The 24,417-nt window shown below is 72.1% G+C and carries 19 protein-coding genes; 8 read left to right on the forward strand and 11 right to left on the reverse strand.

The annotated features are described in order from the left end of the window. Positions 1-72 precede the first annotated feature (72 nt). The 4 genes from LZP97_RS16720 (at position 73) to LZP97_RS16735 (ending at position 4,816) form a co-directional block, all read left to right on the forward strand. Positions 73-987, forward strand: coding sequence for a dienelactone hydrolase family protein (locus LZP97_RS16720; protein ID WP_048773146.1), 915 nt, complete (start codon positions 73-75; stop codon positions 985-987). A 69-nt stretch (positions 988-1,056) separates the two neighbouring features. After that, on the forward strand, positions 1,057-2,202 hold the full coding sequence (locus tag LZP97_RS16725) for a phosphotransferase family protein (RefSeq protein WP_040274913.1): 1,146 nt from the start codon (positions 1,057-1,059) through the stop codon (positions 2,200-2,202). Beyond that, positions 2,199-3,356, forward strand: a complete 1,158-nt coding sequence (locus tag LZP97_RS16730; RefSeq protein ID WP_048773143.1) for a hypothetical protein — start codon at positions 2,199-2,201, stop codon at positions 3,354-3,356. Before LZP97_RS16725 ends, LZP97_RS16730 begins: the two co-directional genes overlap by 4 nt. 11 nt (positions 3,357-3,367) lie before the next feature. Further along, positions 3,368-4,816, forward strand: a complete 1,449-nt coding sequence (locus LZP97_RS16735) for an aldehyde dehydrogenase (protein ID WP_010593532.1) — start codon at positions 3,368-3,370, stop codon at positions 4,814-4,816. A 105-nt stretch (positions 4,817-4,921) separates the two neighbouring features. Here LZP97_RS16735 and epsC read toward each other — a convergent pair whose 3' ends face one another. Together epsC and cysK are read right to left on the reverse strand one after the other, a co-directional pair. Beyond that, positions 4,922-5,500 (reverse strand): serine O-acetyltransferase EpsC, encoded by a 579-nt coding sequence (epsC, locus tag LZP97_RS16740; RefSeq protein WP_010593533.1) that lies wholly within the window; start codon positions 5,498-5,500, stop codon positions 4,922-4,924. Positions 5,501-5,507: 7 nt separating this feature from the next. Beyond that, positions 5,508-6,443, reverse strand: coding sequence for a cysteine synthase A (gene cysK, locus LZP97_RS16745; protein WP_003939081.1), 936 nt, complete (start codon positions 6,441-6,443; stop codon positions 5,508-5,510). Positions 6,444-6,694: 251 nt separating this feature from the next. On the opposite strand from cysK, the gene LZP97_RS16750 reads away from it, so the two are divergent. Continuing rightward, positions 6,695-7,171, forward strand: a complete 477-nt coding sequence (locus tag LZP97_RS16750; protein ID WP_010593534.1) for a VOC family protein — start codon at positions 6,695-6,697, stop codon at positions 7,169-7,171. Between the two features lie 90 nt (positions 7,172-7,261). Here the strand turns inward: LZP97_RS16750 and LZP97_RS16755 are convergent, their stop codons facing one another. The 4 genes from LZP97_RS16755 to LZP97_RS16770 form a co-directional block, all read right to left on the reverse strand. Further along, positions 7,262-9,091 carry a phosphoenolpyruvate carboxykinase (GTP) gene (locus tag LZP97_RS16755; protein WP_010593535.1) on the reverse strand — a complete coding sequence of 610 codons (1,830 nt, stop codon included), beginning with the start codon at positions 9,089-9,091 and terminating at the stop codon, positions 7,262-7,264. Between the two features lie 278 nt (positions 9,092-9,369). Beyond that, positions 9,370-9,714 (reverse strand): DUF6802 family protein, encoded by a 345-nt coding sequence (locus tag LZP97_RS16760; RefSeq protein WP_010593536.1) that lies wholly within the window; start codon positions 9,712-9,714, stop codon positions 9,370-9,372. Positions 9,715-9,724: 10 nt separating this feature from the next. Continuing rightward, positions 9,725-11,164 (reverse strand): hypothetical protein, encoded by a 1,440-nt coding sequence (locus tag LZP97_RS16765; RefSeq protein ID WP_010593537.1) that lies wholly within the window; start codon positions 11,162-11,164, stop codon positions 9,725-9,727. Beyond that, positions 11,164-11,823 carry a hypothetical protein gene (locus tag LZP97_RS16770; RefSeq protein ID WP_082170390.1) on the reverse strand — a complete coding sequence of 220 codons (660 nt, stop codon included), beginning with the start codon at positions 11,821-11,823 and terminating at the stop codon, positions 11,164-11,166. Before LZP97_RS16770 ends, LZP97_RS16765 begins: the two co-directional genes overlap by 1 nt. Before the next feature lie 184 nt (positions 11,824-12,007). On the opposite strand from LZP97_RS16770, the gene trmB reads away from it, so the two are divergent. From trmB to LZP97_RS16785, 3 genes are read left to right on the forward strand one after another with little or no spacing between them, the layout of a single operon-like run. After that, positions 12,008-12,790: a tRNA (guanosine(46)-N7)-methyltransferase TrmB gene (gene trmB / locus LZP97_RS16775; protein ID WP_172603663.1), complete on the forward strand. Its 783-nt coding sequence runs from the start codon at positions 12,008-12,010 to the stop codon at positions 12,788-12,790. Then, positions 12,787-13,479, forward strand: a complete 693-nt coding sequence (locus LZP97_RS16780) for an NYN domain-containing protein (protein WP_010593540.1) — start codon at positions 12,787-12,789, stop codon at positions 13,477-13,479. Before trmB ends, LZP97_RS16780 begins: the two co-directional genes overlap by 4 nt. A 9-nt stretch (positions 13,480-13,488) precedes the next feature. Continuing rightward, complete coding sequence (locus tag LZP97_RS16785; protein WP_048773137.1) at positions 13,489-16,620, forward strand: MMPL family transporter; 3,132 nt, start codon at positions 13,489-13,491, stop codon at positions 16,618-16,620. A 38-nt stretch (positions 16,621-16,658) separates the two neighbouring features. Here LZP97_RS16785 and LZP97_RS16790 read toward each other — a convergent pair whose 3' ends face one another. The 5 genes from LZP97_RS16790 to LZP97_RS16810 form a co-directional block, all read right to left on the reverse strand. After that, complete coding sequence (locus LZP97_RS16790; RefSeq protein WP_048773134.1) at positions 16,659-18,506, reverse strand: DUF2339 domain-containing protein; 1,848 nt, start codon at positions 18,504-18,506, stop codon at positions 16,659-16,661. A gap of 73 nt (positions 18,507-18,579) precedes the next feature. Then, positions 18,580-19,254 (reverse strand): DUF1707 SHOCT-like domain-containing protein, encoded by a 675-nt coding sequence (locus LZP97_RS16795; RefSeq protein ID WP_017681937.1) that lies wholly within the window; start codon positions 19,252-19,254, stop codon positions 18,580-18,582. 61 nt (positions 19,255-19,315) lie between these two features. After that, positions 19,316-20,725, reverse strand: a complete 1,410-nt coding sequence (locus LZP97_RS16800) for an FAD-binding oxidoreductase (RefSeq protein WP_048773132.1) — start codon at positions 20,723-20,725, stop codon at positions 19,316-19,318. A gap of 53 nt (positions 20,726-20,778) precedes the next feature. Then, complete coding sequence (locus LZP97_RS16805) at positions 20,779-23,649, reverse strand: AfsR/SARP family transcriptional regulator (protein ID WP_234574850.1); 2,871 nt, start codon at positions 23,647-23,649, stop codon at positions 20,779-20,781. 89 nt (positions 23,650-23,738) lie between these two features. After that, positions 23,739-24,392, reverse strand: coding sequence for a LuxR C-terminal-related transcriptional regulator (locus LZP97_RS16810; protein ID WP_225223230.1), 654 nt, complete (start codon positions 24,390-24,392; stop codon positions 23,739-23,741). Positions 24,393-24,417 lie beyond the last annotated feature (25 nt).

The raw sequence follows: 24,417 nt of genomic DNA on the forward strand, positions 1-24,417 counted from the left end.
CGCGAATCGCCCGCGCCGCGGCCCCTTCCCGCGTCACAATACGAGGGTATTGCCCTCGGGACGGGAGCGGCCATGACGCCTTTCCAGCGCTACATCGCCGAGGAGATCGCGGTGGACCACGCCGACGGTCTGCTCACCCGCCGCGAGGCGCTGCGCCGGCTGGGGCTGATGGGGCTGAGCCTCACCGCGGCATCCGCCCTGCTGGCGGCCTGCTCGAACGAGAACGGTTCGACCGCAACACCTTCCACCCCGTCCGGGGCGGCTTCCGCATCCCCGGACCGGACACCGCCGGGTAGCGCGACGGCCGTTGCGACGGAGCCGATCACGTTCCCCGGCCCGGAAGGACGGACGCTGCAGGGCGCATGGGCGCCGGCGGCGGAGCCCCGGGGCGCCGTGCTCGTGATCCACGAGAACAAGGGACTCAACGATCACATCCGCTCGGTGGCCGGGCGCCTGGCCGGGGCCGGCTACTCGGCGCTCGCGATCGACCTGCTCTCCGAGGAGGGGGGCACGGCCGTGTTCACGGACCCGGCGCAGGCCACGGCGGCGCTGAGTACCGTTCCGCCGCAACGGTTCTCCCAGGACATGCGGTCGGGCATCGACGAGCTGACCCGGCGGGTGCCGGATCGGGACGTCGGGGCCGTAGGGTTCTGCTTCGGCGGCGGCATGACGTGGCTGCTGCTGACGACCGGCGACCCGCGCGTCGCGGCGGCCGTCCCGTTCTACGGACCGCTGCCCGACGCTGCCGACTTCGCCGGCTCCCGAGCCGCCGTCCTCGCGATCTACGCCGAACTCGACCAGCGCGTGAACGCCTCGCGGGACGCGGCGACCGCGGCGCTCGAGCGGGCGGGCCTGGCGCACGAGGTGGTCACCTACCCCGGCGCCGACCACGCCTTCTTCAACGACACCGGCCCCCGGTACAACGCGGACGCGGCCGCGGGAGCGTACGACCGGATGCTCGCCTGGTTCGGGACTCACCTGGGGTGACCCCTTCCGAAAACTTGTAACGTGTTCTAGTGTTCGAGGTCACAGTCCCGGTGGCCGGAAGGAGAGCGCGTGAGCATCGATCCTGCCGCGTCGACGTCCGGCGCCGCCGGCCACGACGCCGAGGTCGCGCGGCCCAGCGACTCCCGGCGCGATCCCGAGCAGGTCCGGGAGAACCTGCGATCGTGGCTCGCGACGAAGGTGACCGACCCGATCGTCGAGAACGTGCACATCCCCGAGACCACCGGCATGTCCAGCGAGACGCTGCTGTTCGACGCCCGCTGGGACGGCACCGACCGTCCGCTGGTCGCCCGCGTCGCCCCGGCCGAGACCGCCGTGCCCGTCTTCCCCACGTACGACCTCGAGGGCCAGGCCCGTGTCATGCGCGCCGTCGCCGAGCACTCCCGCGTCCCCGTCCCGGCCGTGCACTGGTACGAACCCGACCCCGCCCCGCTCGGGGCCCCGTTCTTCGTCATGACCCGCGTCGCCGGTCGCGTACCGCCGGACGTCATGCCGTACAACTTCGGCTCCTGGGTCACCGAGGCCGGCGACACCGAGCGCGCCGCCATGCAGGACGCCTGCGTCGAGGTGCTCGCCGGTGTCCACGACGTCCCGCCGGCGAGCGCCGGGCTGGGACCGGCCGGCACCGTCGCCGACGCCGTCCGGGCGCACCTGGATCGTCAGCGCGCCTACTACGAATGGACCACCCGCACCGGCGGCCCCCGCTCCCCGCTCGTCGAGCGGGCGCTCACCTGGCTCGACGCCCACCGTCCCGACGACCGCTCCCCCGCGGTGCTGTGCTGGGGCGACGCGCGGATCGGCAACATCCTCTTCGACGGGTTCCGGCCCGTCGCGGTGCTCGACTGGGAACTGGCCACCCTCGGCGCCCGCGAGATGGACCTGGCCTGGATGACGTTCCTGCACCGGTTCTTCGAGGACATCGCCGCCTCCGCCGGGCTCCCGGGTCTGCCGGGCTTCCTGCGTCTCGACGACGTTGCCCGCACGTACGCGCAGCGCACCGGTCACGTCCCGCGCGACCTGCACTTCTACACCGTCCACGCGGCGCTGCAGCACGCGATCATCATGCTGCGCATCCACACTCGCGCGGTGCACTTCGGGCAGGCGCAGCCACCCCACGACCCCGACGACGCGATCATGCACCGCGCCACCCTCGAGGCGATGCTCGACGGCACCGACCGGCAGGGGTCGGCGTCGTGAGCTCCCTGTCCCCCCTGGACGACTACCCCGTCCACCAGACGGCCGAACCGATCCGGCGCGTCGCGACGTCCGACCGCAACTTCTACGACCGGTACTACTTCAACTGCTACCCCGCCGACACCGCCGACCTGTTCCTGATCGTCGGCATGGGCCAGTACCCGAATCTCGGTGTGGCCGACGGTTTCGCGGTGCTGCGCCGCGGCGACGACCACCTCGTCGTCCGGGCGTCGAAGGCACTGGGCAGCGATCGGGCCGACACGGCCGTCGGACCGCTGCGCGTCGAGGTGCTCGAGGGGCTGCGACGACTGCGGGTGGTCCTCGAACCCGGCCACGCCGAGACCGCCGACCTCTCCTTCGATCTCACCTTCGAGGGCACCGTCCCGGCCACCGAGGAGACACCGCAGCGACTGCGCCAGCTCGAGCGCGTCGTCATGGACACGTCACGGTTCGTCCAATCCGGCCGATGGTCGGGCACCCTCACGGTCGACGGGCAGACGCGGCACGTGGATCCGCGCACGTGGCTCGGCAACCGCGACCGCTCGTGGGGCGTGCGCCCGGTCGGGGAACCGGAGCCGCCCGGACGCAAGGCGCACGAGGGCACGCCCGGCTTCTTCTGGATCTACTCGGTGATGCAGTTCGAGAACGACACGCTCGTCACGATCGTGCAGGAGGACGACCAGGGTCGGCGTCTGGTCGAGGAGGCGATCCGGATCCGGCCCGCCGCCGAGCCCGAGTGGCTGGGCCGGCCGGAGCACCGGCTGGTGTTCGCGCCGGGCACCCGCAACGTCACGGGGGCGGTGCTGACGTTCCACCGGCCCGGGTCCGAGGTCGTGACCGTCGACTGCGAACTGCTGGTGCCGAACCTGCTCGCCGTCGGTACCGGCTACGGGCTCGAGCAGGACTGGCGGCACGGCATGTGGCAGGGCGAGCTGGTGGTGCAGGCGCTGCGCCGCGACGTCCGCGAGATCGACCCGGCGTTGCTGCTGTTCTGCCCCACCGACCATCTCGCGCGGTTCCGGATCACCGGGTCGGACGCCGTCGGCACGGGACTGTTCGAGGTCGCCGTGATCGGACCGCACCGGCAGTACGGCTTCACCGGGTTCGTCGACACCCACCCCGCCCGGTCGGACAAGTGCGCAACCGAAGATCGTTGAGGAAAGGTGACATGACCGATTACGACAAGCTCTTCATCGGCGGACGCTGGGCCGCCCCATCCACCGACGAGCGCCTCGAGGTGTTCTCGCCGGCCACCGAGGAACGCGTCGGTTCCGTGCCGGTCGCCGGGCCGCAGGACATCGACGCCGCCGTCGCCGCCGCCCGTCGCGCCTTCGACGACGGACCGTGGCCCCGCACCTCGCCGTCCGAGCGCGCCCAGGTGCTCGCCAAGGCCGCCAAGCTGATCGAGGAACGCAGCGCCGACCTTGCGGCGTCTCTGTCCGCCGAGATGGGCCAGCCGCCGGCCTCGGTGCAGATGATGCAGGTGACGCCGTCGCTGGCGACGATCAACTACTATGCGGGCCTTGCCGATTCGTTTCCGTGGACGGAGGAGCGCACCGGCGCCTTCGGACGCTCCCGGGTGACGCGTGAACCCGTGGGCGTGGTCGCCGCCGTCATCGCGTGGAACGTGCCGCTGTTCCTGATGATCAACAAGCTCGGCCCGGCCCTGCTCGCCGGCTGCACCGTCGTGCTCAAGCCCGCGCCCGAGTCGCCACTGACCACCAACGCGGTCGCCGAGATCTTCGCCGAGGCGGGCCTGCCCGAAGGCGTGCTCTCCCTCGTCCCGGGCGGCGCCGAGACCGGTGAGTACCTCGTCGCGCATCCGGACATCGACAAGATCACCTTCACCGGCTCGACCGCCGTCGGCAAGCACATCGGCGAGATCGCAGCACGCAACCTCACCCGCTGCTCACTCGAGCTCGGCGGCAAGTCCGCCGCCATCGTCCTCGAGGACGCCGACCTCGACTCGACGATCGCGATGCTCGTGATGTCCGGCCTGATGAACACCGGGCAGGCCTGCGTCGGCCAGACCCGCATCCTCGCGCCGCGCTCGCGCTACGACGAGGTCGTCGAGAAGATGGTGGCGACCGCCGCGTTCTTCCCCGTCGGCATGCCCGACGACGCGGCGGCGCAACTCGGACCGCTGATCTCCGCGAAGCAGCGCGACCGCGTCGAGGGCTACATCGCCACGGGCAAGGAGGAAGGCGCGCGACTGGTGCTCGGCGGCGGCCGGCCCGCAGGCCTGGACAAGGGGTACTTCGTCGAACCGACGATCTTCGCGGACGTCGACAACTCCATGACCATCGCGCGCGAGGAGATCTTCGGCCCCGTGCTGTGCGTGATCCCCTACGACAGCGTGGACGAGGCGATCAAGATCGCCAACGACTCCGACTACGGCCTCGCCGGCTCCGTCTACACCACCGACGTCGACAAGGGCCTCGAGGTGGCGTCGCGGGTGCGCACCGGCACCTACGGCATCAACTGGTACGCCTTCGATCCGGGCTCACCGTTCGGCGGCTACAAGAATTCCGGCATCGGACGGGAGAACGGCCCCGAGGGCGTCGAGGCGTTCTGCGAGACCAAGTCGGTGCTGTACCCGCCCGGCTACGGCGCCTGACGGACTCTCGCGGGCTTCGGCCGAATGTCACATCGCGTCGATCGAATCGACCCGATGTGACATTCGGCCGTCACGCGACCTGCGGCCGTCACGCGGCGGCAGACGTCAGATGTACATCGCGGGATCGATGTAGCACGCCGGGTCGACGAGTTCCTCGTGCGACTTGCGGGGCCGGATCGTCGCCGGGATGCCGACGGCGATCGAGTCGGCGGGGACGTCGCGCGTGACGACCGCGTTCGCGCCGATCGCGACGTCGTCGCCGATCACCACCGGCCCGAGGACCTTCGCCCCCGCGCCGATGGTGACCCGATTGCCGATGGTCGGGTGCCGCTTGGTCCGTGCCAGCGACCGCCCGCCGAGCGTGACGCCGTGATAGATCATCACGTCGTCGCCGATCTCGGCGGTCTCCCCGATCACCACGCCCATGCCGTGGTCGACGAAGAATCGCCGGCCGATCGTCGCGCCGGGGTGGATCTCGATGCCCGTGAGGAAGCGGGTGAACTGCGCCAGGACGCGAGCCGGTCCCCGCAGCGCCGGTCGCGCCCACATCCGGTGTGCCAGCCTGTGCGACCAGATCGCGTGCAGGCCCGAGTACACGAGGGCGTTCTCCATGTCACCACGCGAGGCCGGATCGTGGCCCCGGGCCGCCTGCAGGTCTTCCCGGAGGGTGCGCAGAACACTCACGATTCGTTCAGTCCCGGATGTGCTCGAACAGCGGAGTGGAGATGTACCGCTCGCCGAAGTCGCAGACCACGGCGACGATGAGCTTGCCGGCGTTCTCCGGGCGCTTCGCCAGTTCCAGCGCCGCCCACACGATCGCGCCGGACGAGATGCCGCCGAGGATGCCCTCCTGCGTACCGAGATCCCGGCCCACGCGCACGGCGTCGTCGAACGAGACGTCGACGATCTCGTCGTAGACCGCGCGATCGAGCACGTCGGGCACGAAGTTCGCGCCGATGCCCTGGATCTTGTGCGGGCCCGGCTGCCCGCCGGTGAGGATCGGCGAATCGATGGGCTCGACGCCGACGATCTTCACCTCCGGCTTGTATTCCTTGAGCCTGCGGCCCGCACCGGTGATGGTGCCGCCGGTGCCGATGCCGGCGACGAAGATGTCGACCTCCCCGCCGGTGTCCTTCCAGATCTCCTCACCGGTGGTGTTGTAGTGGATCTCCGGGTTCGCCGGGTTCGCGAACTGGCGGGCGAGGATCGCGTTCTCGGTCTTCGCGACGATCTCCTCCGCCTTCGACACCGCCCCGGCCATGCCCTCGGAGCCGGGGGTCAGGACGATCTCGGCGCCGAACGCACGCAGCATCACCCGCCGCTCGGTGGACATCGTCTCGGGCATCGTCAGGATGACCTTGTAGCCGCGCGCGGCACCGACCATCGCCAGCGCGATGCCGGTGTTGCCGCTGGTGCCCTCGACGATCGTCCCCCCGGGACGCAGCTCGCCGGACTTCTCGGCCGCGTCGATGATCGCCACGCCGATCCGGTCCTTGACGCTGTTGGCCGGGTTGTAGAACTCGAGCTTGACCGCGACCTGGGCGTCGAGCCCCTCGGTCAGCCGGTTCAGCCGCACGATCGGGGTTCGCCCGACCAGCTCGGTGACATTGTTGTAGATACCGCTCATGGGCCCGATCCTCCTCCCGGTCGCAGTGCCGACCGGATTGGTTCCGTCGTCACCTATTGCATCATTCCGCCGGATGCCCGATTCACGTGGGGAGCCGCACAGCGTGCCACCGCGAACCCGTCGCCGCGGAACGGACCGAATGTCACATGGCTTCGATCGAATCGAACCCATGTGACATTCGGTCCGTGGGCCGGGCGAACGATGTCGGAAACGTCCAATACTGCGGGTGGTGACGACCCGAGACTGGTCGCATGACGCATTCCGTGAAACCGATTCCCACCGGCTACACCGCCCTCACCCCGTTCCTCGTCGTGGACGGTGCGGCCCGCGCCGTCGAGTTCTACCGCACCGTGTTCGGTGCCGAGGTCGTCGATCGCACCGACGGGCCCGACGGCACGATCGCGCACGCCGAACTGGACTTCGGCAGCGGCCGGCTCCAGCTGAGCGACCCCGCGCCGGCCATGGGCCTGCGCGCCCCGGACGGGACGAACGTCGTCGACCACTCCTACGTGCTGTACTGCACCGACGTCGACGCGACGTTCACCCGCGCCGTCGAGCAAGGGGCGCAGGTCTTCGAGGAACCGTCGACATTCGTCACCGGCGACCGGTTCGGGACGATCCTCGACCCGTTCGGGCACCGGTGGGCGATCATGACGCGGGTCGAGGACGTCGCGCCCGAGGAGGCACGACGTCGCATCGACGAATGGCTCACGAGCCGGTCGTCCTGAGCAACCGGCACCCTGAAACGCCGAATGTCACATCGGATCGATCCAAGCGATCCGATGTGACATTCGGTCGAGTATTCGGTCGGTCAGGCGTCAGCCGAGGCGCTGCTTCAGGGCCTCGAACTCGTCACGGATGCCGGAGGGCACCTTCTCACCGAGGAATTCGAAGTACTCCTCGATCAGGGGCAGCTCTTCCTTCCACTCCGCCACGTCGACCTTCAGGGCCTCGTCGACGTCGTCGCGGTCGACGTCGAGGCCCTCGAGATCGAGGTCCGCGGCCGACGGCACGAAGCCGATCGGCGTGGACTGGGCGCCGGCCCGGTGCTCGATGCGGTCGACGATCCACTTGAGCACACGGGAGTTCTCCCCGAAGCCCGGCCACAGGAAACGGCCGTCGTCACCGCGACGGAACCAGTTCACGTAGAAGATCTTCGGCAGCTTGTCCGAGTCGGCGGACTTGCCGATGTTGATCCAGTGGTTCAGGTAGTCGCCGGCGTTGTAGCCGATGAACGGCAGCATCGCCATGGGGTCACGACGGACGGTGCCGACCTTGCCCTCCGCGGCGGCGGTCTGCTCGGACGACAGCGTCGCACCGAGGAACGTGCCGTGCTGCCAGTCGAGGGACTCGCTCACCAGCGGCACGGTCGTCTTGCGGCGACCGCCGAACAGGATCGCGGAGATCGGCACGCCCTGCGGATCGTCCCACTCGGGGGCGAGGATCGGGCACTGCGACATCGGGGTGCAGTACCGCGAGTTCGGGTGCGCGGCCGGGGTGCCGGACTCGGGCGTCCAGTCGTTGCCCTTCCAGTCCGTAAGGTGCTGCGGATCGCCCTCGAGCCCCTCCCACCACACGTCGCCGTCGTCGGTCAGCGCGACGTTGGTGTACAGCGTGTTGCCGGCCTCCATCGTCTTCATGGCGTTGGGGTTGGAGCCGTGGTTGGTGCCGGGCGCGACGCCGAAGAAGCCGTACTCCGGGTTGACCGCGTACAGCCGGCCGTCCTCACCGAAGCGCATCCAGGCGATGTCGTCGCCGAGGGTCTCGGCGCGCCAGCCCGGGATGGTCGGCTGGATCATCGCGAGGTTGGTCTTGCCGCAGGCGCTGGGGAACGCGGCCGCGATGTAGTAGGCCTTGTCCTCCGGCGAGATCAGCTTGAGGATCAGCATGTGCTCGGCGAGCCAGCCCTCGTCGTGCGCCATGGCCGACGCGATCCGCAGCGAGTAGCACTTCTTGCCGAGGAGGGCGTTGCCGCCGTAGCCGGAGCCGTAGCTCCAGATCTCGCGGTCCTCCGGGAAGTGGGTGATGTACTTGGTGTCGTTGCACGGCCACGGCACGTCCTTCTGGCCGGGCTCGAGCGGCGCACCCACGGAGTGCAGGGCCTTGACGAACGGCTTGTCGGTGCCCAGCTTCTCCAGAGCTGCGGCACCCATGCGGGTCATGATCCGCATGGAGACGACGACGTACTCCGAGTCGGTGATCTCGACGCCGAGCTTCGGGTCGTCCGCGCCGAGCGGGCCCATGCAGAACGGCACCACATACAGGGTGCGTCCGCGCATGCTGCCGCGGTACAGCTCGGTCATGGTGGCCCGCATCTCGGCCGGATCCATCCAGTTGTTGGTCGGTCCGGCATCGACCTCGTTGCGCGAGCAGATGAAGGTGCGCGACTCGACGCGCGCGACGTCCGACGGGTCGGAGTTACCCAGGAAGGAATTGGGCTTCTTCTCGTCGTTGAGGCGGGTGAAGGTCCCCGCCTCGACCAGCTGGGTGGTCAGCCGGTCCCATTCCTCGTCGGACCCGTCGGCCCAGACGACCCGGTCCGGCTGAGTGAGTTCGGCGACCTCCTGGACCCATGCGAGCAGCTCGGCATGCTGGGTCGGGGGTGTGCCGTCGGTGCCGTTCAGACCGGGAATGGTCACTGAGGTCATCAAACTCTCCTGGGGTGCGCCGGAACCGGATCCCTCCCCCGACCTGCGACGAACCGTCCCAGGGACCAGCGGCGGACCCGGACTCCCCCTCTCGGCAGGGGTACCACCCGCTTCCTCCGTGGCCGAACGGACGAGGCGGGCGCCGGATGTCCTATTCATAGAGGTTAACGCCGGACTTCGGGGTGATGGCAATCGGGGCCGGTCGGAAATGTCACAGAAACGATTCAGAGGGGCGACAGCGTACCCGCATCACACCCTCCCGGCACAGGCGATTTGCCTCACTTTCCCCCGTCCAGGTGACCTTCGTCAATCCGGGTCCAGGACTCTGCCCCGTCGACGTCGCGCCGGAACTGCCACACGCCGAACCGTCCGTCGTCGCCGAGTTCGGTGACCCGGTCGAACCAGCCGTCGGCGTCGGTGTCCGAGGCGACGACGAGAGCCTCCGCGGTGGTGAACGTGACGGTCTCGGGCAACCCGTCGCCGTCGACGTCCACGGCCGGGGGCAGCGCACCCGGACCGGCCGGGTCGAGCAGCGCCGGGGCCAGTCCCGGGACGAACGCCGGACGTCCCGGGGCGGGTGGGTCGGGTTCCCCGTCGTCGATACCGATCGAACCGTCCACCATCGTGCGCTCCTCACTCCCGCGTCACACCGTCGGACGCCGTCATCGCGTTGGACGCGCCCGCCCGGCCTCCGGTTCCCGCCCGGGCGAGTACCGCGAGATCGCGCTCGCAGGCCACCAGCTTCCCGGCCCGGTCCTCGGCGCGACGTCGCAGTTCGTCGTCGACGGCGGCGATGCGCTCCCGGGCGGCGGCGATCCGGGCGGCGCGCCCGGCGGCGACGGCGGCCCCGAGCCGCGCCTCGGCGTCGACGATCCGCTCGAGCGCGACTGCCTCGAGCTCGGCCCGCACGTCGACGAGTTCCTCGAGCGCCCACCGGCGCATCCGGTCCCGTTCGGCGAGCCGGCGCCGGATCCGCACCAGCCACCACGCCGCCGCCGCGCCGAGCAGCAGGCTCAGCGGTACCGTCGCCAGCTCGAGCCCGGGCACCAGGGACAGCGGGGACACCGCGACCCGCCCCAGCCCGGCCGCCGCCGAAGCACCGATCACCACGGTGAGGCGGTCCTCCACGGAACGTCGCGGGGACGGCGGCGCGAGACGCGGGGGCGCCACCGGCGGTCCGTCCGGTCGCTGTTCGGCCGGACCGATGCGGGCCAGCCGCGCGGTGACGACCGCATCCACCCGGACGTACAGGTCGCGCACCGCGTCGCCGAGCAGGTCCGGCACGCGCGCCGGGTCCACCGACTCGAGGGCGTCGCGGACCTCGGCGGACGCCGCCCGGACGGCCGCCGAGACGGCCTGTGCGGTGTCGAGGCGGGCCCGTTGCAGTTCGGCGCGGAGACCGCCGTCGTCGGCGGGAGTGGACGCGCGCAGGCTCCACCGCGCCCGTTCGGCGCGCAGCGCCGCGGTGTCGTCGCCGGCGCGCAACTCGGCGGCCGCGCGGGCCACGAGGTGGCGGGTCTCCGCGACGACGGCGGTGCGCAGGGCCCGGTCCGTGTGCGGGCCCGCGACGAGTGCCGCTGTCAGGGCCTCGTGCAGGTCCACGATCCCGGATTCGAGCCGCAGCACCGCGCCCGCGTCGCCGCCGACGACGCGGGCGCGGGCGGCGAGCGACGTCCCGACGGGCAGCAGGGTCACCGGACCGAGCCAGGGCGCGTGCCGCTGCAGCAGCGCGACGTCCCGTTCGTGCACCTCCCGCCAGTCGGGGTGCGCGTCGATGCCGGTGAGGGCGCACACCACGCGGCCGGCGCCCCGTCCGGCGGACTCGAGGACGGCGAGTTCGGTCCGGCCGAGGTAGGCCGAGGCCTCGAACACCGTCAGCACGACGGTCGCGCGGCCGTCACGGACGTACTCCGGGGCCGCGTCGAGCGCGGAGAGTTCGTCGACGAGCGCTGCGCAAACGCAGCCGTCCACCCCGGCGACCCGGACCCGCGGCGGGCCCGACGGTGCGTGCAGCCGCGTCCATCCGTCCGGGTTCCAGCGGCGCACGACGTCGCCGACGTCGGCCGGGCTCATCACGCCGTCCCGAGGAGATCGTCGAGGGCGGCCTCGATGACGTCGCGGGCCCGCGGGCCGGCCGCGATGCCGGCCAGGTCGCGGGCGAGCGCGGCGGCCCGGCGGCGGCGCGCGGATCCGAGCCGGTCGGCCACCGCCGCCGGCGCCGACCCGGGCGCGAGGACCGGCCGTCGCACCTGCGCGGCGGCACGGGCGAACGCGGCGTCGGCGTCGTCGAGTCCCTCGGTCCGATCGAGCACGACGACGAGGCGCTCGTCGCGGCCCGGGACCGGTGCCGCCGGATCCGCGGAGCGGGCGAGGGCCGCCAGATCGGCGGGGTGTGCCCGCGCGGCGAGGACGAGGAGGACGACGTCCGCGTCGAGGACCGGTTCGGGCCGGTCCGGCGAGTCGAGTTCCGCGGCTTCGACGTGCGCGGCTTCGACGTGCGCGGCTTCGACGTGCGCGGCTTCGACGTGCGCGACCGTCGCGACCGCCGACTCGACGGCGGTGCGGAGGGTGGGACGGACCGCACCGCCGCGGCCGGCGATCTGCACCCGCAGCGGGGCGTCGTGCCGCTCGAGGGCGCACTGGGCCTGTCGGCCGGCTCCGGCGTCGAACCGGCCGATGTCCTCGACGATCTGCCGCCACCGAGCGTGCGCGGCCCCCGCATCCCCCACCATGACCACCCCCGTGTGTCGCCGCCGATTCTGGCAGAGGGGGCCGCCGACGGCAGCGGCCCGGGGCGGGGCACCCCGAGAAAACCCGGGGCACCCCGAGAAATCCCGGGGCACCCCGAGAAATCCCGGGGCACCCCGAGAAATCCCGGGGCACCCTGAGAAAACACTGTGGTCACATCAGTCCCTCCTGCCACACACTCCGTCGATACGCGACAATGGTCGGGTGAACGACGCCGATCTGGACACGACCGAGACGCTGGAGCAGGGCCCGACCCGAGGAAACCGTCTGTACCCGCGGGTGACGAGTTTCCGCTCGCGGCGGGGTGCGCTGACGCTTCCGCAACAGGAGTCGTGGGACCGCTGCTGGCCCGAGCTGGGCCGCGACGTCGGCGACGACCGGCTCGACGTCGACGCCTGGTTCGGCCGTTCGGCTCCGGTCGTGCTGGAGATCGGCTCCGGCACCGGCACCGCCGCGGTGACGATGGCCCGCGCCGAACCGCACGTGAACCTCATCGCCGTCGAGGTCTACAAGCCCGGGATCGCGCAGACCCTGCAGCAGATCGAGCGCACCTACGACACCGACACGCCGATCCGGAACCTGCGGATCCTGCGCGGCGACGCCGTCGAGGTGCTCGAGCACATGGTGGCGCCCGAGTCGCTGACCGGAGTGCGGGTGTTCTTCCCCGACCCGTGGCCCAAGGCCCGCCACCACAAGCGCCGGCTCCTGCAGCCGCCGACGTTCGCCCTGATCGCGAGCCGGCTGCAGCCGGGTGGCGTGCTGCACGTGGCGACCGACCACGCCGAGTACGCCGAAGCCATCGCCGAGGCGGGCAACGCCGAGCCGTTGCTGACGAGCCTCGACTGGGACTCCCCCATCAGCCACGAACGCCCCGTCACGAAGTTCGAGGACAAGGCGCAGCGGGTGGGCAGCAGCATCACGGAGCTCGTGTGGGGGAAGATCAGGGCATGAGCGTCCACGAAGAACTGTCCGACGTGTCCGCGGCTCCCACGGCGGACGGCACCGAGCGGCGCGAGCGGGTGCTGCTCGTGTGGGACGCCCCGAACCTGGACATGGGTCTCGGTGCCATTCTGGGTGGCCGGCCCACCGCCGCGTACCGGCCGCGGTTCGACGCGCTCGGACGGTGGCTGCTCAGCCGCACGGCCGAACTCTCCCGCACCACGACGGCCACCCTCGAACCCGAGGCGACAGTGTTCACGAACATCGCGCCGGGCAGCGCCGACGTGGTGCGCCCGTGGGTCGAGGCGTTGCGCAACGTGGGTTTCGCGGTGTTCGCCAAGCCGAAGATCGACGAGGACAGCGACGTAGACTCCGACATGTTGCGGCACATCGCGCTGCGACGCAGTGAGGGTCTGGCGGGGGTGATGGTCGCCTCCGCCGACGGACAGGCGTTCCGGGAACCGCTCGAGGAGATCGCCGCCACCGGCGTGGCGGTGCAGGTCCTCGGTTTCCGCGAGCACGCCAGCTGGGCGGTCACGTCCGAGGTGCTCGACTTCCTCGATCTCGAGGACATCCCGGGGGTGTTCCGCGAGCCGCTGCCACGCGTGAGCCTGGACTCGCTGCCCGACGAGGGCGCCTGGTTGCAGCCGTTCCGACCGCTGTCCGCCCTGCTCGTGGGCCGCAAGAGCGTGGCCGAATAGGAGAGTTTCGTGTTCGACCGCTGGGGAGAGCTCGTCCACCGCGCGCGCTTCACCGTCATCGCGGTGATGGTCGCCGGTCTGCTCGGGCTCGCCGGGTACGGCGCGGGCCTGAGCGATCATCTCAGCCAGAGCGGCTGGGACGATCCCGGCTCGGAGTCCGTCGCCGCGGCGAAGCTGGCCGACGGAACCTTCGGCCGGGACACGAACGGCGACGTCCTCGCGTTGTACACGGCGCCGGAGGGCCGGACGGTCGACGATCCGGAGTTCGCGGCGAAGGTCAAGGACAGCCTGAACTCGCTGGTCGAGGACCACTCCGAGCAGATCCTGAAGATCAACGGCGCGTACTGGCCGACCAACGGGGCGCCCGCGGTGCCCGCCCTCGCGGACGAGTCCCGGCAGCACGCGGTGGCGTCGATCGCCATCGCCGGTGACAACGACACCGAGCTGACCAACAACTTCCGCGACGTGAAGGACGAGTTCCTCATCGACGGGGTCGACGTGCAGCTCGCCGGCCTGCAACCGATCTCCGGCGCCCTCAACGACACGATGGCGCAGGACATCAAGCGCATGGAACTGCTCGCCATTCCGGCGGTCGGCATCCTGCTGTTCTTCGTCTTCGGCGGCGTGATCGCGGCCGCGATGCCGCTGATCACCGGCGGACTGACGGTCGTCGCCGCCAACGGCATCGTGCGGCTCATCACGAACTTCACCGAGGTGAACTCGTTCGTCGCCCCGGTGGTGTCCCTGATCGGCCTGGGTCTGGCGATCGACTACGGCCTGTTCATGGTGTCCCGGTTCCGGGAGGAACTCGCCGAGGGTTACGCCACGCCCGCCGCGATCCGGCGCACGGTGATGACGGCGGGACGCACCGTGGTGTTCTCCGCCACGATGGTCGTCACCAGCCTCGGCGGCCTGCTGCTGTTCCCGCAGGGATTCCTCAAGTCCGTCGCCTACGGCGCGATCGCGACGGTGTCCCTCGCGGCGATCACCTCGATCACACTGCTGCCCGCCATGCTGGCCATCCTCGGCAGGAACATCGACAAGTGGGGCTGGTCCCGGTTCGGGCAGATCCAGTCCAACGAACAGATCGAGAACAGCATCTGGGGACGCATCACCCGCTGGGTGATGCGCAACCCGCTCAAGGTCACGATTCCCACCGTGATCGGCCTGCTGCTGCTCATCGTGCCGCTGACCGGCATCAAGTTCGGCGGCATCAACGAGACCTACCTGCCGCCCGACCATCCGACACGGCTCGCCCAGGAGCAGTTCGACGACCTGTTCCCCGGCCAGCGCGCCGAGCCGGTACGCATCGTCGTCCGCGGGGCCGAGGGGGGCGACCTCAACCAGATCATCCAGACGGCCAGCTCGGCCCCCGGCCTGGTGGAGAAGTTCACCATCGAGGGCCCCGCCCGGGACGGCGTCCGCGTCGTCAAGGCCGGCCTCGAGGACCGCAACAACTCCGCGGAGACCATCGACTACCTGCATGCGGCGCAGTGGCCCGACGGCGTGGAGGTACTCGTCGGCGGGACACCGGCGATCGAGCAGGATTCGATCGCCGCCCTGATGAACACGCTGCCGCTGATGGTGACGGTGGTCGTGGTGCTCACGACCCTGCTGATGTTCCTGGCCTTCGGGTCGCTGGTGCTGCCGATCAAGGCGGCGCTGATGAGCGCCCTGGGTCTGGGCTCGACCCTGGGCATCCTCACGTGGATCTTCATCGACGGCCACGGGGCCGGCCCACTGAACTTCACCCCCGGCCCCATCATGTCGCCGGTGCTCGTGCTCATCATCGCGATCATCTACGGCCTGTCCACCGACTACGAGGTGTTCCTGCTCTCCCGCATGGTCGAAGCCCGCTCGCAGGGGGCGAGCACCACCGAGTCCATCCGGATCGGCACGGCCCACACCGGCCGCATCATCACGGCCGCAGCGCTGATCCTGATCGTCGTGACCGGTGCCTTCGGCTTCTCCGAACTGGTGATGATGAAGTACATCGCCTACGGCATGATCGCGGCCCTGATCATCGACGCCACCGTCATCCGCATGCTGCTCGTTCCGGCGACGATGAAACTGCTCGGCGACGACTGCTGGTGGGCGCCGGCGTGGATGAAACGCATCCAGGCCAAGATCGGGCTCGCCGAACCGATCCTCGACAACGAGCTCATGCCGCAGGACGTGCCGGAGCTGATCACCGTCGGCATGTTCGGCCCGGCCACCGTCGCAGCCACCGGATCGCATCGACTGCCGACCGTCGCCGGCGTCGCCCTGGACGATCCGATGACGCAGCCGCTGCCGAAGATCGCCGCACCCCGCTCGGCCGCCGAACAGCGACGCGTGCGCGACCTGCAGCCGCCCGTCCGCCGGTCGGCGCCGCCGCGCCCCTCACGCCCGGTGGAGCCCCCGGCACGGGCACCGGAGGATCGGGACCGGCCGCCCCGCCGCCCGACCGGTGCCGCCCCGGCCTCGCCGGCACGGCCGCAGCAACCGGCGGCCCAGAATCCGTCGGGCCGGATCCCGGCACCGACGCCACCCCGGCCGGCTCCCGCCCAGGACAGTCCCCGTCCGCTCGCTCAGGACAGTCCCCGTCCGCCCGCCCAGGACAGTCCCCGTCCGCCGGCACCCGAACCGCGGCCACCGCGCGCCGAGCCGACGCAGGCGCCGCAACCGCTGCCGCAACGTCCCCTGCCCCAGCGGCCCCGCCCGCAGCAGGCCCCGGATCCGCAGGCGCCGTCCCCGGCCCCGAGCGGCGAGCCGGGCGGCGTTTCCCCCGCGGGGCGGCCCGCCACGCCCCCGTTGCCCCGTCGGCAACGCGGCGACGTGCCACCCCCGGTGACGCAGACCTACGTGCGTCCACAACCGCCGCAACCGCGCTCTTCCGGCGCACCCGTCCGGGACCCGCAGGCGATCGAGAACTGGCTCTCACAGCTACGCCGGGCGAATCCGCGGACGGCGGATCAGCCGGTCACCGGCGATCGGACGCAGACGACACCGCCGGCGGAGACCGGCGCCCCCACCGACGACGCCCCGGCCCAGCGGGCGCAGGCCGACGAGCAGAACGCGCAGGGCGGCCGGCACGGCGGAGCCGAGAACAGCCAGTCGATCAGCGTGAGCGAACTGATCGCGCGGCAGCGCCGCGACTGACCCGCCGCGACTGACCCGCCGCGACTGACCCGCACGGATCAGTCCTCGTCGTGCCCCGACTCCGACGAGCCGGCTTCCCGGCCGGCGAACGCCTTGGCGTAGCGGGTGCCGACCGCGAGCAGTAGCAGGCCCACGACGATGAAGGCGACGACCCGCCACACCCCTTCGAGGGCGGCGAGGTCGAAGAGGAAGAGCTTGGCGAGGGCGGCACCGGTCAGCGACAGCCCGGCGGCCAGCGCGGCATGCGCATACTCGGTGCGGGCGAGACCGAACGCCAGCATCGCGGTCGCCGCGATCATCCAGCAGATGGTCGCGGCGGCGTGCCCGGCGACGAACCCCGCATCCGCGCCGCCCAGGAGGACGCCGGCCGTGACGAGGGCGGTGGTCACCGCGTACAGCACCACGAGCGCCGCGCCGCTCCACACCCAGGGCACGCCCCGGTCCCGGACGAGATGCAGTCGTGTCGCCGTCCACGCGAACAGCAGCGTGACCGCGGCGAGCAGGACCGCCGTGACCAGCGTGGTCACGTCGAGGCGGTCCACCGCCTGCATCCGGTCGGTGAGATTGTCGATTTCGGCCCCGTCGTAGAACATCGCGCCGCCGAGCACCCAGAAGCCGAGGCCGGCGACGAACAGCAGACGCGAGCGCATCGATGCGGCCGCGCCTGCATAACCGGCGGCGACGGCGAGCAGGACGGTGGCGGCCGCGTCGGGGCTCGCACCGGTGAGGCATGCGTGCAGCAGCGCGAACGCCGCCACCGCGGCGGACGCCACCCGAAGCGGGCGCGACCGGGGGCCGGCGAGCGCGAACAGCGCGAGGTACCCGGCGGCGGCCGTGGCTTCGAGTGCGACGGCGGGCCACCGGTCCAGCCTTGTTCCGACCGTGAGCAGCGGCAGTGCCGCGATCGCCAGGCACACCGCGGCGACGACGTCGCCCGGGTCCCGGCGCAGCAGCAGCACCGCGGTGCCGGCGACGAAGACGGCCACCGCCACCGGGAATCCGACCAGCCAGGCCTGCTCGCCGCGGTCGGCTAATTCGCCCCCGCCGATCGTCGCCTGCAGGACCGCGACGATCGGCACGACCCGCGCGAGATGCAGCAGCGCCCAGTTGCGCTGCCACTGGGCCGGGAAGCTCGCGACGAGCAACACCAGCAGGAAGCCGAGCAGCGGCAGCGGGTCGCCCTCCGACAGGACCGGGGCGAGCAGTGCGGCACCGAGCACGAGCAGCACGGCCAGGATCCGGTCCGACCAGCGCACCGCGAGCGCGACGCCCGCGCCGGCGACGACGAGCGCGGCGGCCAGACCGACGACCGCCGGCACCCACCGGTAGTACGCGGTCGCGGCGAAGACCACCAGGTAGCCGCCCGCGAAACCGGTCGCGGCCAGGGCGGCCCCGCCGACGCGTCCGCCCTCGCGGCGGTGCACCCGGATCCCGGCAGCCACGAGCGCGGCCGACAGCACCGCACCGGAGACGACGCGGGGCACGGGACCGAAGATCCCGGCCTGTGCGGCGAGCACGAGCAGCATCACGACGCCGATGAGGGTGACCGCCACCCCGGCGACGGCGAGCAGGCGGCTGATCACGCCGTCGCGCTGCCACCACGGTTCCCGCGCCGGTGCCGACGGTTTCGGTGGGGCCACCGGCGGGACCGGCCGTCGGGGTGGCGGCGGGGTCCGCGTCATGGACGGCGCCGGCGGCGGGGCCGGCACCGGGCTCGGGGTCGGGGCCGGTACGGGCGCCGGTACGACAGCGAGGCGGTCGAGCTGGGCCCGTAGGTGTGCGACGTGCGCGCCGACGGCGTGCAGGTGCTGTTCGAGCGCGTAGCACTCGCCGGACAGCTGGGCGACGAGCCGCGGATCGAGACCGGGCGGAGTCGGCGTACTCATGCCTACATGGTCCGCGGCCCGGCGTCCGTGGGCATGAGTATCACTACCACACATGCGGCTCGGGTAGTGCTGCCTAGCCCAGCAGTTTGCGTAGGGTCGTCCCCAGCGGGTGCTTGACGTTGACGGAACCGAGGCGGACGGTCCCGTCGACGATCAGGTGCAGCGGACCGAACGGGGGTCCGTTGCGCACCTTCGACTGGGCACTCGCGGCGACCGTGTCGAGACCGTTGATGTCGGCCGTGGCCTCGGCGGGGACGATCAGGGTGAGGGAGCTGAGGTAGTCGTCGACCTGGATCCGCACGACCTGGGTGCGCATGACGGCCTCGGTGAAGTCGAGGGTCACCGAGGACATCAGGGTGTCGAGCCGCAGCACCGGTGGCACCTCCCACCGGCCCTTGCGGCTGAGGGTGGACATCCGGCCACGGATGGTGGGTACCTGCATGTGCGGGGACGGCGCGGGATACACCGGGCCGGACACGGGTGGGGCGGAATGCCCCGGGCCGGGCACGGGTGGCGCCGGGACGGGACCGGGCTGGGCCGGGTGCGGCAGGTATTCGGGCCGCACCTGCACGCCGGGCAGGTCGACGAGCACGGCGTTCAGTTCTCCGCGGGTCTTCGCGGCCAGCGCGGTGTCCATCCGCTCGGTGAACTCCCCCAGCGACAGCATCCCCTGCCCCACCGCCCGTTGCAGCAACGTTCCGACGTGTTCGCGCTCGGCGTCCGAAACACGCAGATCCCTCGACTCCATGATCGACAGGGTAGGCGCTGACGCGCTTGCCGGACGATCATGAAGCGAGGAATCGTCGGGCTCAGACCGCCGAGGCGGGCCACCGCGCCGCGGACGCGAAGACCCCGGCGGGGTCGTAGGCCGCGCGGATCCCGGCGAGCCGCGCACGCTGGGCCGGGGTCCACGCCCTCGCCACCCGAGCGGCAGGGACACCGTCCGCCGCGCCGGCGAAGTTCGTCGATGCACCCCCGGTTCCCCACGGCGCGAGTGCCCCGACGACGGACTCGAGGGCACCGGGCACCGCGTCGGCGACGGGCGGCGCCAGCACACCGACCGTGAACAGGTTGAACGCGGCGTCGCGACCCCCGACCGCGTTGGCGGTCTCCGGCGGCGCGCTCAGGGCGCCACCCATCGCGCGGAGCTCGGCGAACGCGATCGGCAGCCCGCCGGCGGGACCGGCGACCGCGAGCAGGGCGTCGAGGGCGGCGTCCGGGAGTTCCCGCAACAACACGGAACGTTCCGCGGCGGGCATCGGATCGGTGGGGTCGGCATGGATCGAGCCCAGCGCCGGGTACACGATCTCGGCGACGGTGTCGAGGATCGGGGTGGCCGCCGCCCGCATCGGGGCGAGCACTGCCACCCCGTCCTCGTGGTCGTCGACGTGCGCGAACCGCACGTGCACGGCGGTGCGGCCGCGCAGCGGCTCGGGCAGGACGGGCAGGGGCGGGAAGTTGACGATCGCCAGCGAGCTGGACACGGACATCGGCGCGGCGGAAATCCAGTCCCGCCAGCGGCGCAGCACGGCCGGTGCGTCGGCGATGTCGTAGAAGAGGCCGCCGCCGTCGAGGGTCTGGATGGGGAGCAGCTCGAAGGTCATCTGGGTGACGATCCCGAACGCCGCGCCGCCGCCGAGCAGCGCCCAGAACAGGTCGGGTTCCTCGTCGGGGGTGACCCGCCGCAGCTGTCCGTCGGCGGTGACGACCTCCATCCGCAGCACCCGGTCGGCCGCGAAGCCGTGGGTGCGGGCGATCGGTCCGAGACCACCGCCGAGGGTGTACCCCACCACGCCGACGTCGGGCGACGACCCGGCCAGCGGTGCCAGCCCGTGCGGGGCGGCCGCATCGAGCACCTGCCGCCAGCGGACCCCGGCCTCGACGGTGGCGGTGCGCTCGGCCCGGTTGATGCTCACCCCGTCGAGGAGGGCGGTGTCGACGAGGATGCTGTTCTCCGGTGCGGGGGCCGCGCCGTGGCCGGTGGCCTGCACCGCGACGGTCAGTCCGCACTCGGCCGCGATCCGGACGGTGGTGGCGACGTCGGCGGCACTCGAGGCGACCACCACCGCGGCGCTGCGATGCACGGTGGCGACGTTGAAGCCGGTGGCGGACAGGCGGTACCCCTCGTCGCCGGGGGCGTGGACCGCGCCGGCGACGGCGGTGCGGAGGCGGTCGGCGACGGACGTGGCGGCCAGGGTCGGGGACGGCTGGTGGGACATGATGCTCCTCGGTGGGGACGACTCGGGGTCCCCTCCAGGACAGCGAACGGGGCTTAGCTGCCGCTTAGCTCCGGCTGGGCACCGACGTGCCCCGTCCGGCACAGCCGGTCGAGCAGCGCGCTCACCTCCGCGCGGTCCAGGCCGGCGCCGAGACCGACGTACCGTTCGAACTCGGTCCCCCCGAGCGCATCGCGGACGACCGCCACCTCGCGCGGCCCGTCGACGGGATCCATCACCTCGGGCAGGAAGCCGATGCGGCCACCGAGGGCACGGACCGCGCCGAGCAGCATCGCGCCGACGTCGGGTGTGCCGAGCCGGGCCACCAGGGCCGCGGCGCTGTGGACGAGTACCAGCCACGACGTCACGTCACCCTCGGCCTCGAGAACCGGCTGCATCACCCGGACCGCGTCGAGCGCCGCATCCGTGTCCCCGACGTCCATCGCGGTGCGCATGAGGGTCCACGACGCCGAGCCGACCGCCCAGCCGTGGCCGCAGCGCTCGCCCGTCTCGACGGCCTCGCGCAACACCTGCTGGGCCCGCTCGGGCCGGCCGAGGAAGCGCAGGATCATGCCCTCGATGAGCAGCGCGTCGGCGCGCTGCCACACGGCACCCTCCCGGCGCAGGACGTCGGCACTCTCGTGGGCTGCGCGCAGGAACTCCTCGGACGGTCCCGTGATCGCGGAGCAGTACGCCCACCAGGAGCGCATCCATGCCTCGGTGACGGCATCGCCGGTGCGCGCCGCGGTCTCGGCGGACCGGAGCAGCGCGGCCGCCGCGGTGGCCGGGTCGCCCGCCAGGTAGGTGAGTCCGCCCAGTCCGGTCAGCGCCGACGACAGGGTCGCATCCGGGACGACGGCGGCGGACCCCTCCACCGCCCCGAGCCCCGCCGAGATCACCCCGAGGCCCTCCCGGATGTGCCCGCGCCGGTACCAGAACCAGTAGAGCGCTCCGGCGAGTTCGAGCAGGTAGACGGCGTCGCCGGCGGCTGCGGCGGACGCCGCCGCGGCGCGGTGCTCGGCGATGTCCGCCGTCAGGGCGTCGAACGTCTGCCGCGCCCGGGAGCCGCGCAGGTGCGGCGTCGCCGCGAGGGCCCGCCGCAGCACGAACCGGCGGTGCACGACGGCGGTCCGGTCCCGTTCGGACGCGTCCACGCGTTCCAGGGCGAACTCCCGGATCGTCTGCAGCATCGAGTACCGCCGCGGCGACGACGCCGGTTCCACGCGTAGCAGCGACCGTCGCACGAGGGCGGTCAGCGGCGGCAGGACGCTCAGCGGCGGCGCGCTGCCGTGCACGGCGGCGGCGCCCTCGAGATCGAAGCTGCCGGCGAACACCGCCACCTCGCGCAGCAACCGCGCCTGCTCGTCGTCGAGGAGCCGGTAGCTCCACTCGATCGCGTCGGCGAGTCCGCGTTGCCGAGGCGGAGCGGTGCGAGAGCCGCCCTGCAGCAGCGCGAACCGGTCGCTCAGCCCCTCCGCGATCTGCTGCTCGGACAGCACCCGCAGCTGTGCCGCCGCCAGCTCGATGCCCAGCGGGATCCCGTCGAGCTCGGTGCAGATGCGGCGCACGGGCTCGGTCACCGCGTCGTGGATCGTCCAGCCCGGCACCACCCCGGCGGCCCGGACGCCGAACAGCTCGACGGCCGCGTCCTCGTCCAACGGCGGCACCTCGTAGACCCATTCGCCGTCGAGGCCGAGCGGCTCCCGGCTCGTCGCCAGGATCCGCACGCCGGGGCAGCGCTCGAGCAGCGCCGTCACCAGCTCCACGACCCCGTCGAGCAGGTGCTCACAGTTGTCCAGGACGAGGACGAACTCGCGGGGGGCGAGGACCGTCGCCAGGTGATCGACGGTTCCGGGGCCGAGGATCTGCAGGGCTGCCGCCACGGTCGCGGCGACCAGCGCGTCGGCGCGCACCGCCCCCAGGTCCACGAACCACGGTCCGTCGGCGCGGCGTTCACCGCCGTGGCGGCACACCTCCACCGCCAGACGTGTCTTGCCGACCCCGCCGGGGCCGACGAGCGTGACCAACGGTTCCCGGGCCACCGCCGCACCGACCTCCGCGAGTTCACGGCCGCGGGCGACGAGGGCGGTGCGTGGGCACGGCAGAGTGGAGTTCGGGTTCCGCGGGGCCGCGGCCGCCGGCGGGATCGCCGTGCCGAGCAGCCGCGCGTCGTCCTGCCGCAGCACCGCCGTTTCGAGTTCGCGCAGTCCGGTGCCCGGTTCGATGCCGAGTTCACCGTCGAGCACGGTGCGCACGCGGCGCAGCGCCGCCAGCGCGTCCGCCTGCCGGCCCGCCCGGTAGAGGGCGACGACCAGCAGTTCCCAGGCCCGTTCGTCGAGCGGGTGCGCGGCGACGAGCCGCTCGGCGGTCTCGACGACGTCGGCGCCGCCCAGGTCCAGCCGGATCTGCAGCAGGGCCTTGCGGGTGCGCAACTCGACCGCCGTCAGCCGGGCGACTTCGGGGCGCACGAACTCGGCGTCGGCGACGTCGGCGTAGGGCGACCCGCGCCAGCACGAGAGGGCTGTCGCGTACGCCTCGGCGGCGGCCTGAGCGGCGCCCTGCTCGCGCAGCCGGTCGCCCCGCGCGACGAGGTCGGTGAACCGGACGGCATCGATCTGCTCGGCGGCGACGGCGAGCCGGTACCGCGAGCCCTCCCGGACGATCACGCCCTCGTCCCCGCGCGGCCGCTGCGGGCTGAGCCGGTCGCGCAGTTTGGAGACGGCGAAGTGCAGCGAGCTCGTCTTCGGGTCGTCGACGTCGTGCCAGACCTGCTCGAGCAGCCGCTCACCCGACACGTCGCCCGGGAACGCGACGACGAGCGCGGCGAGCAGGGCGCGCTGCCGGATGCCACCGAGGTCGACGGGTCGTCCGTCGACGCTGACGGCGAAGCCTCCGAGTACGCCGAGCGCCACGCCAGGGGTAGTCATCCGCGCTCCGCCTTTCGATCGAGCACGCCACCGCCGCAACCGGACTGCGGAAGCGGTCGAATTCTAGAGGACCGGTGACGCCCGGTGCGCTAGTCCAGTCCCTGTTCGATCGCGTACCGGGTCAGCTCGACGCGGTTGGCCAGCTGCAGCTTGCGCAGCGTGGCCTGGACGTGGTTCTCCACCGTGCGGTGGCTGAGGGTGAGCCGGGCGGCGATCTGCTTGGCCGACAGTCCCTTCGCGACGAGCCGCAGCACCTCGGTCTCGCGTTCGGTGAGGGTGGGCGGGGCGGGGGCGCGCCGGCCGGAGTCCGACGACATGCGGCGGTACTCGCCGGAGGACATGCGGCGGTACTCGCCGAGGACCAGACCGGCCAGGCCGGGCGTGAACACCGCCTGCCCGGCAGCGGTCGCCCGCACGGCCTCGGCCAGCTCGGCGGCCGACGCGCTCTTGACCAGGTACCCGCAGGCACCGGCCTTCACGGCCCCGAGGACGTCGTCCCGCTCGGAGGACGCGGACAGCACCAGCACGCGGCTGGCTGGGGAGGCCCGGAGCACGGCGACGGTGGCCTCGGTGCCGGTGCCGTCGGGCAGCGTCATGTCCATCAGCACGACGGCCGGCTGCACCGCCGCGGCCCGGCGCGCGGCCGCACCGACGCCGTCGGCGGTGGCGACGACCCGGAAGCCCGCCGCGTCGAGGTCCCGCGAGACGCCGTCGCGCCACATCGGGTGGTCGTCGACGACCATCACCGTGATCGGGCCGCTCGTCGCG

This window comes from Rhodococcus sp. DMF-1 (genome assembly GCF_021441945.1).
Lineage (GTDB): Bacteria > Actinomycetota > Actinomycetes > Mycobacteriales > Mycobacteriaceae > Rhodococcus > Rhodococcus ruber.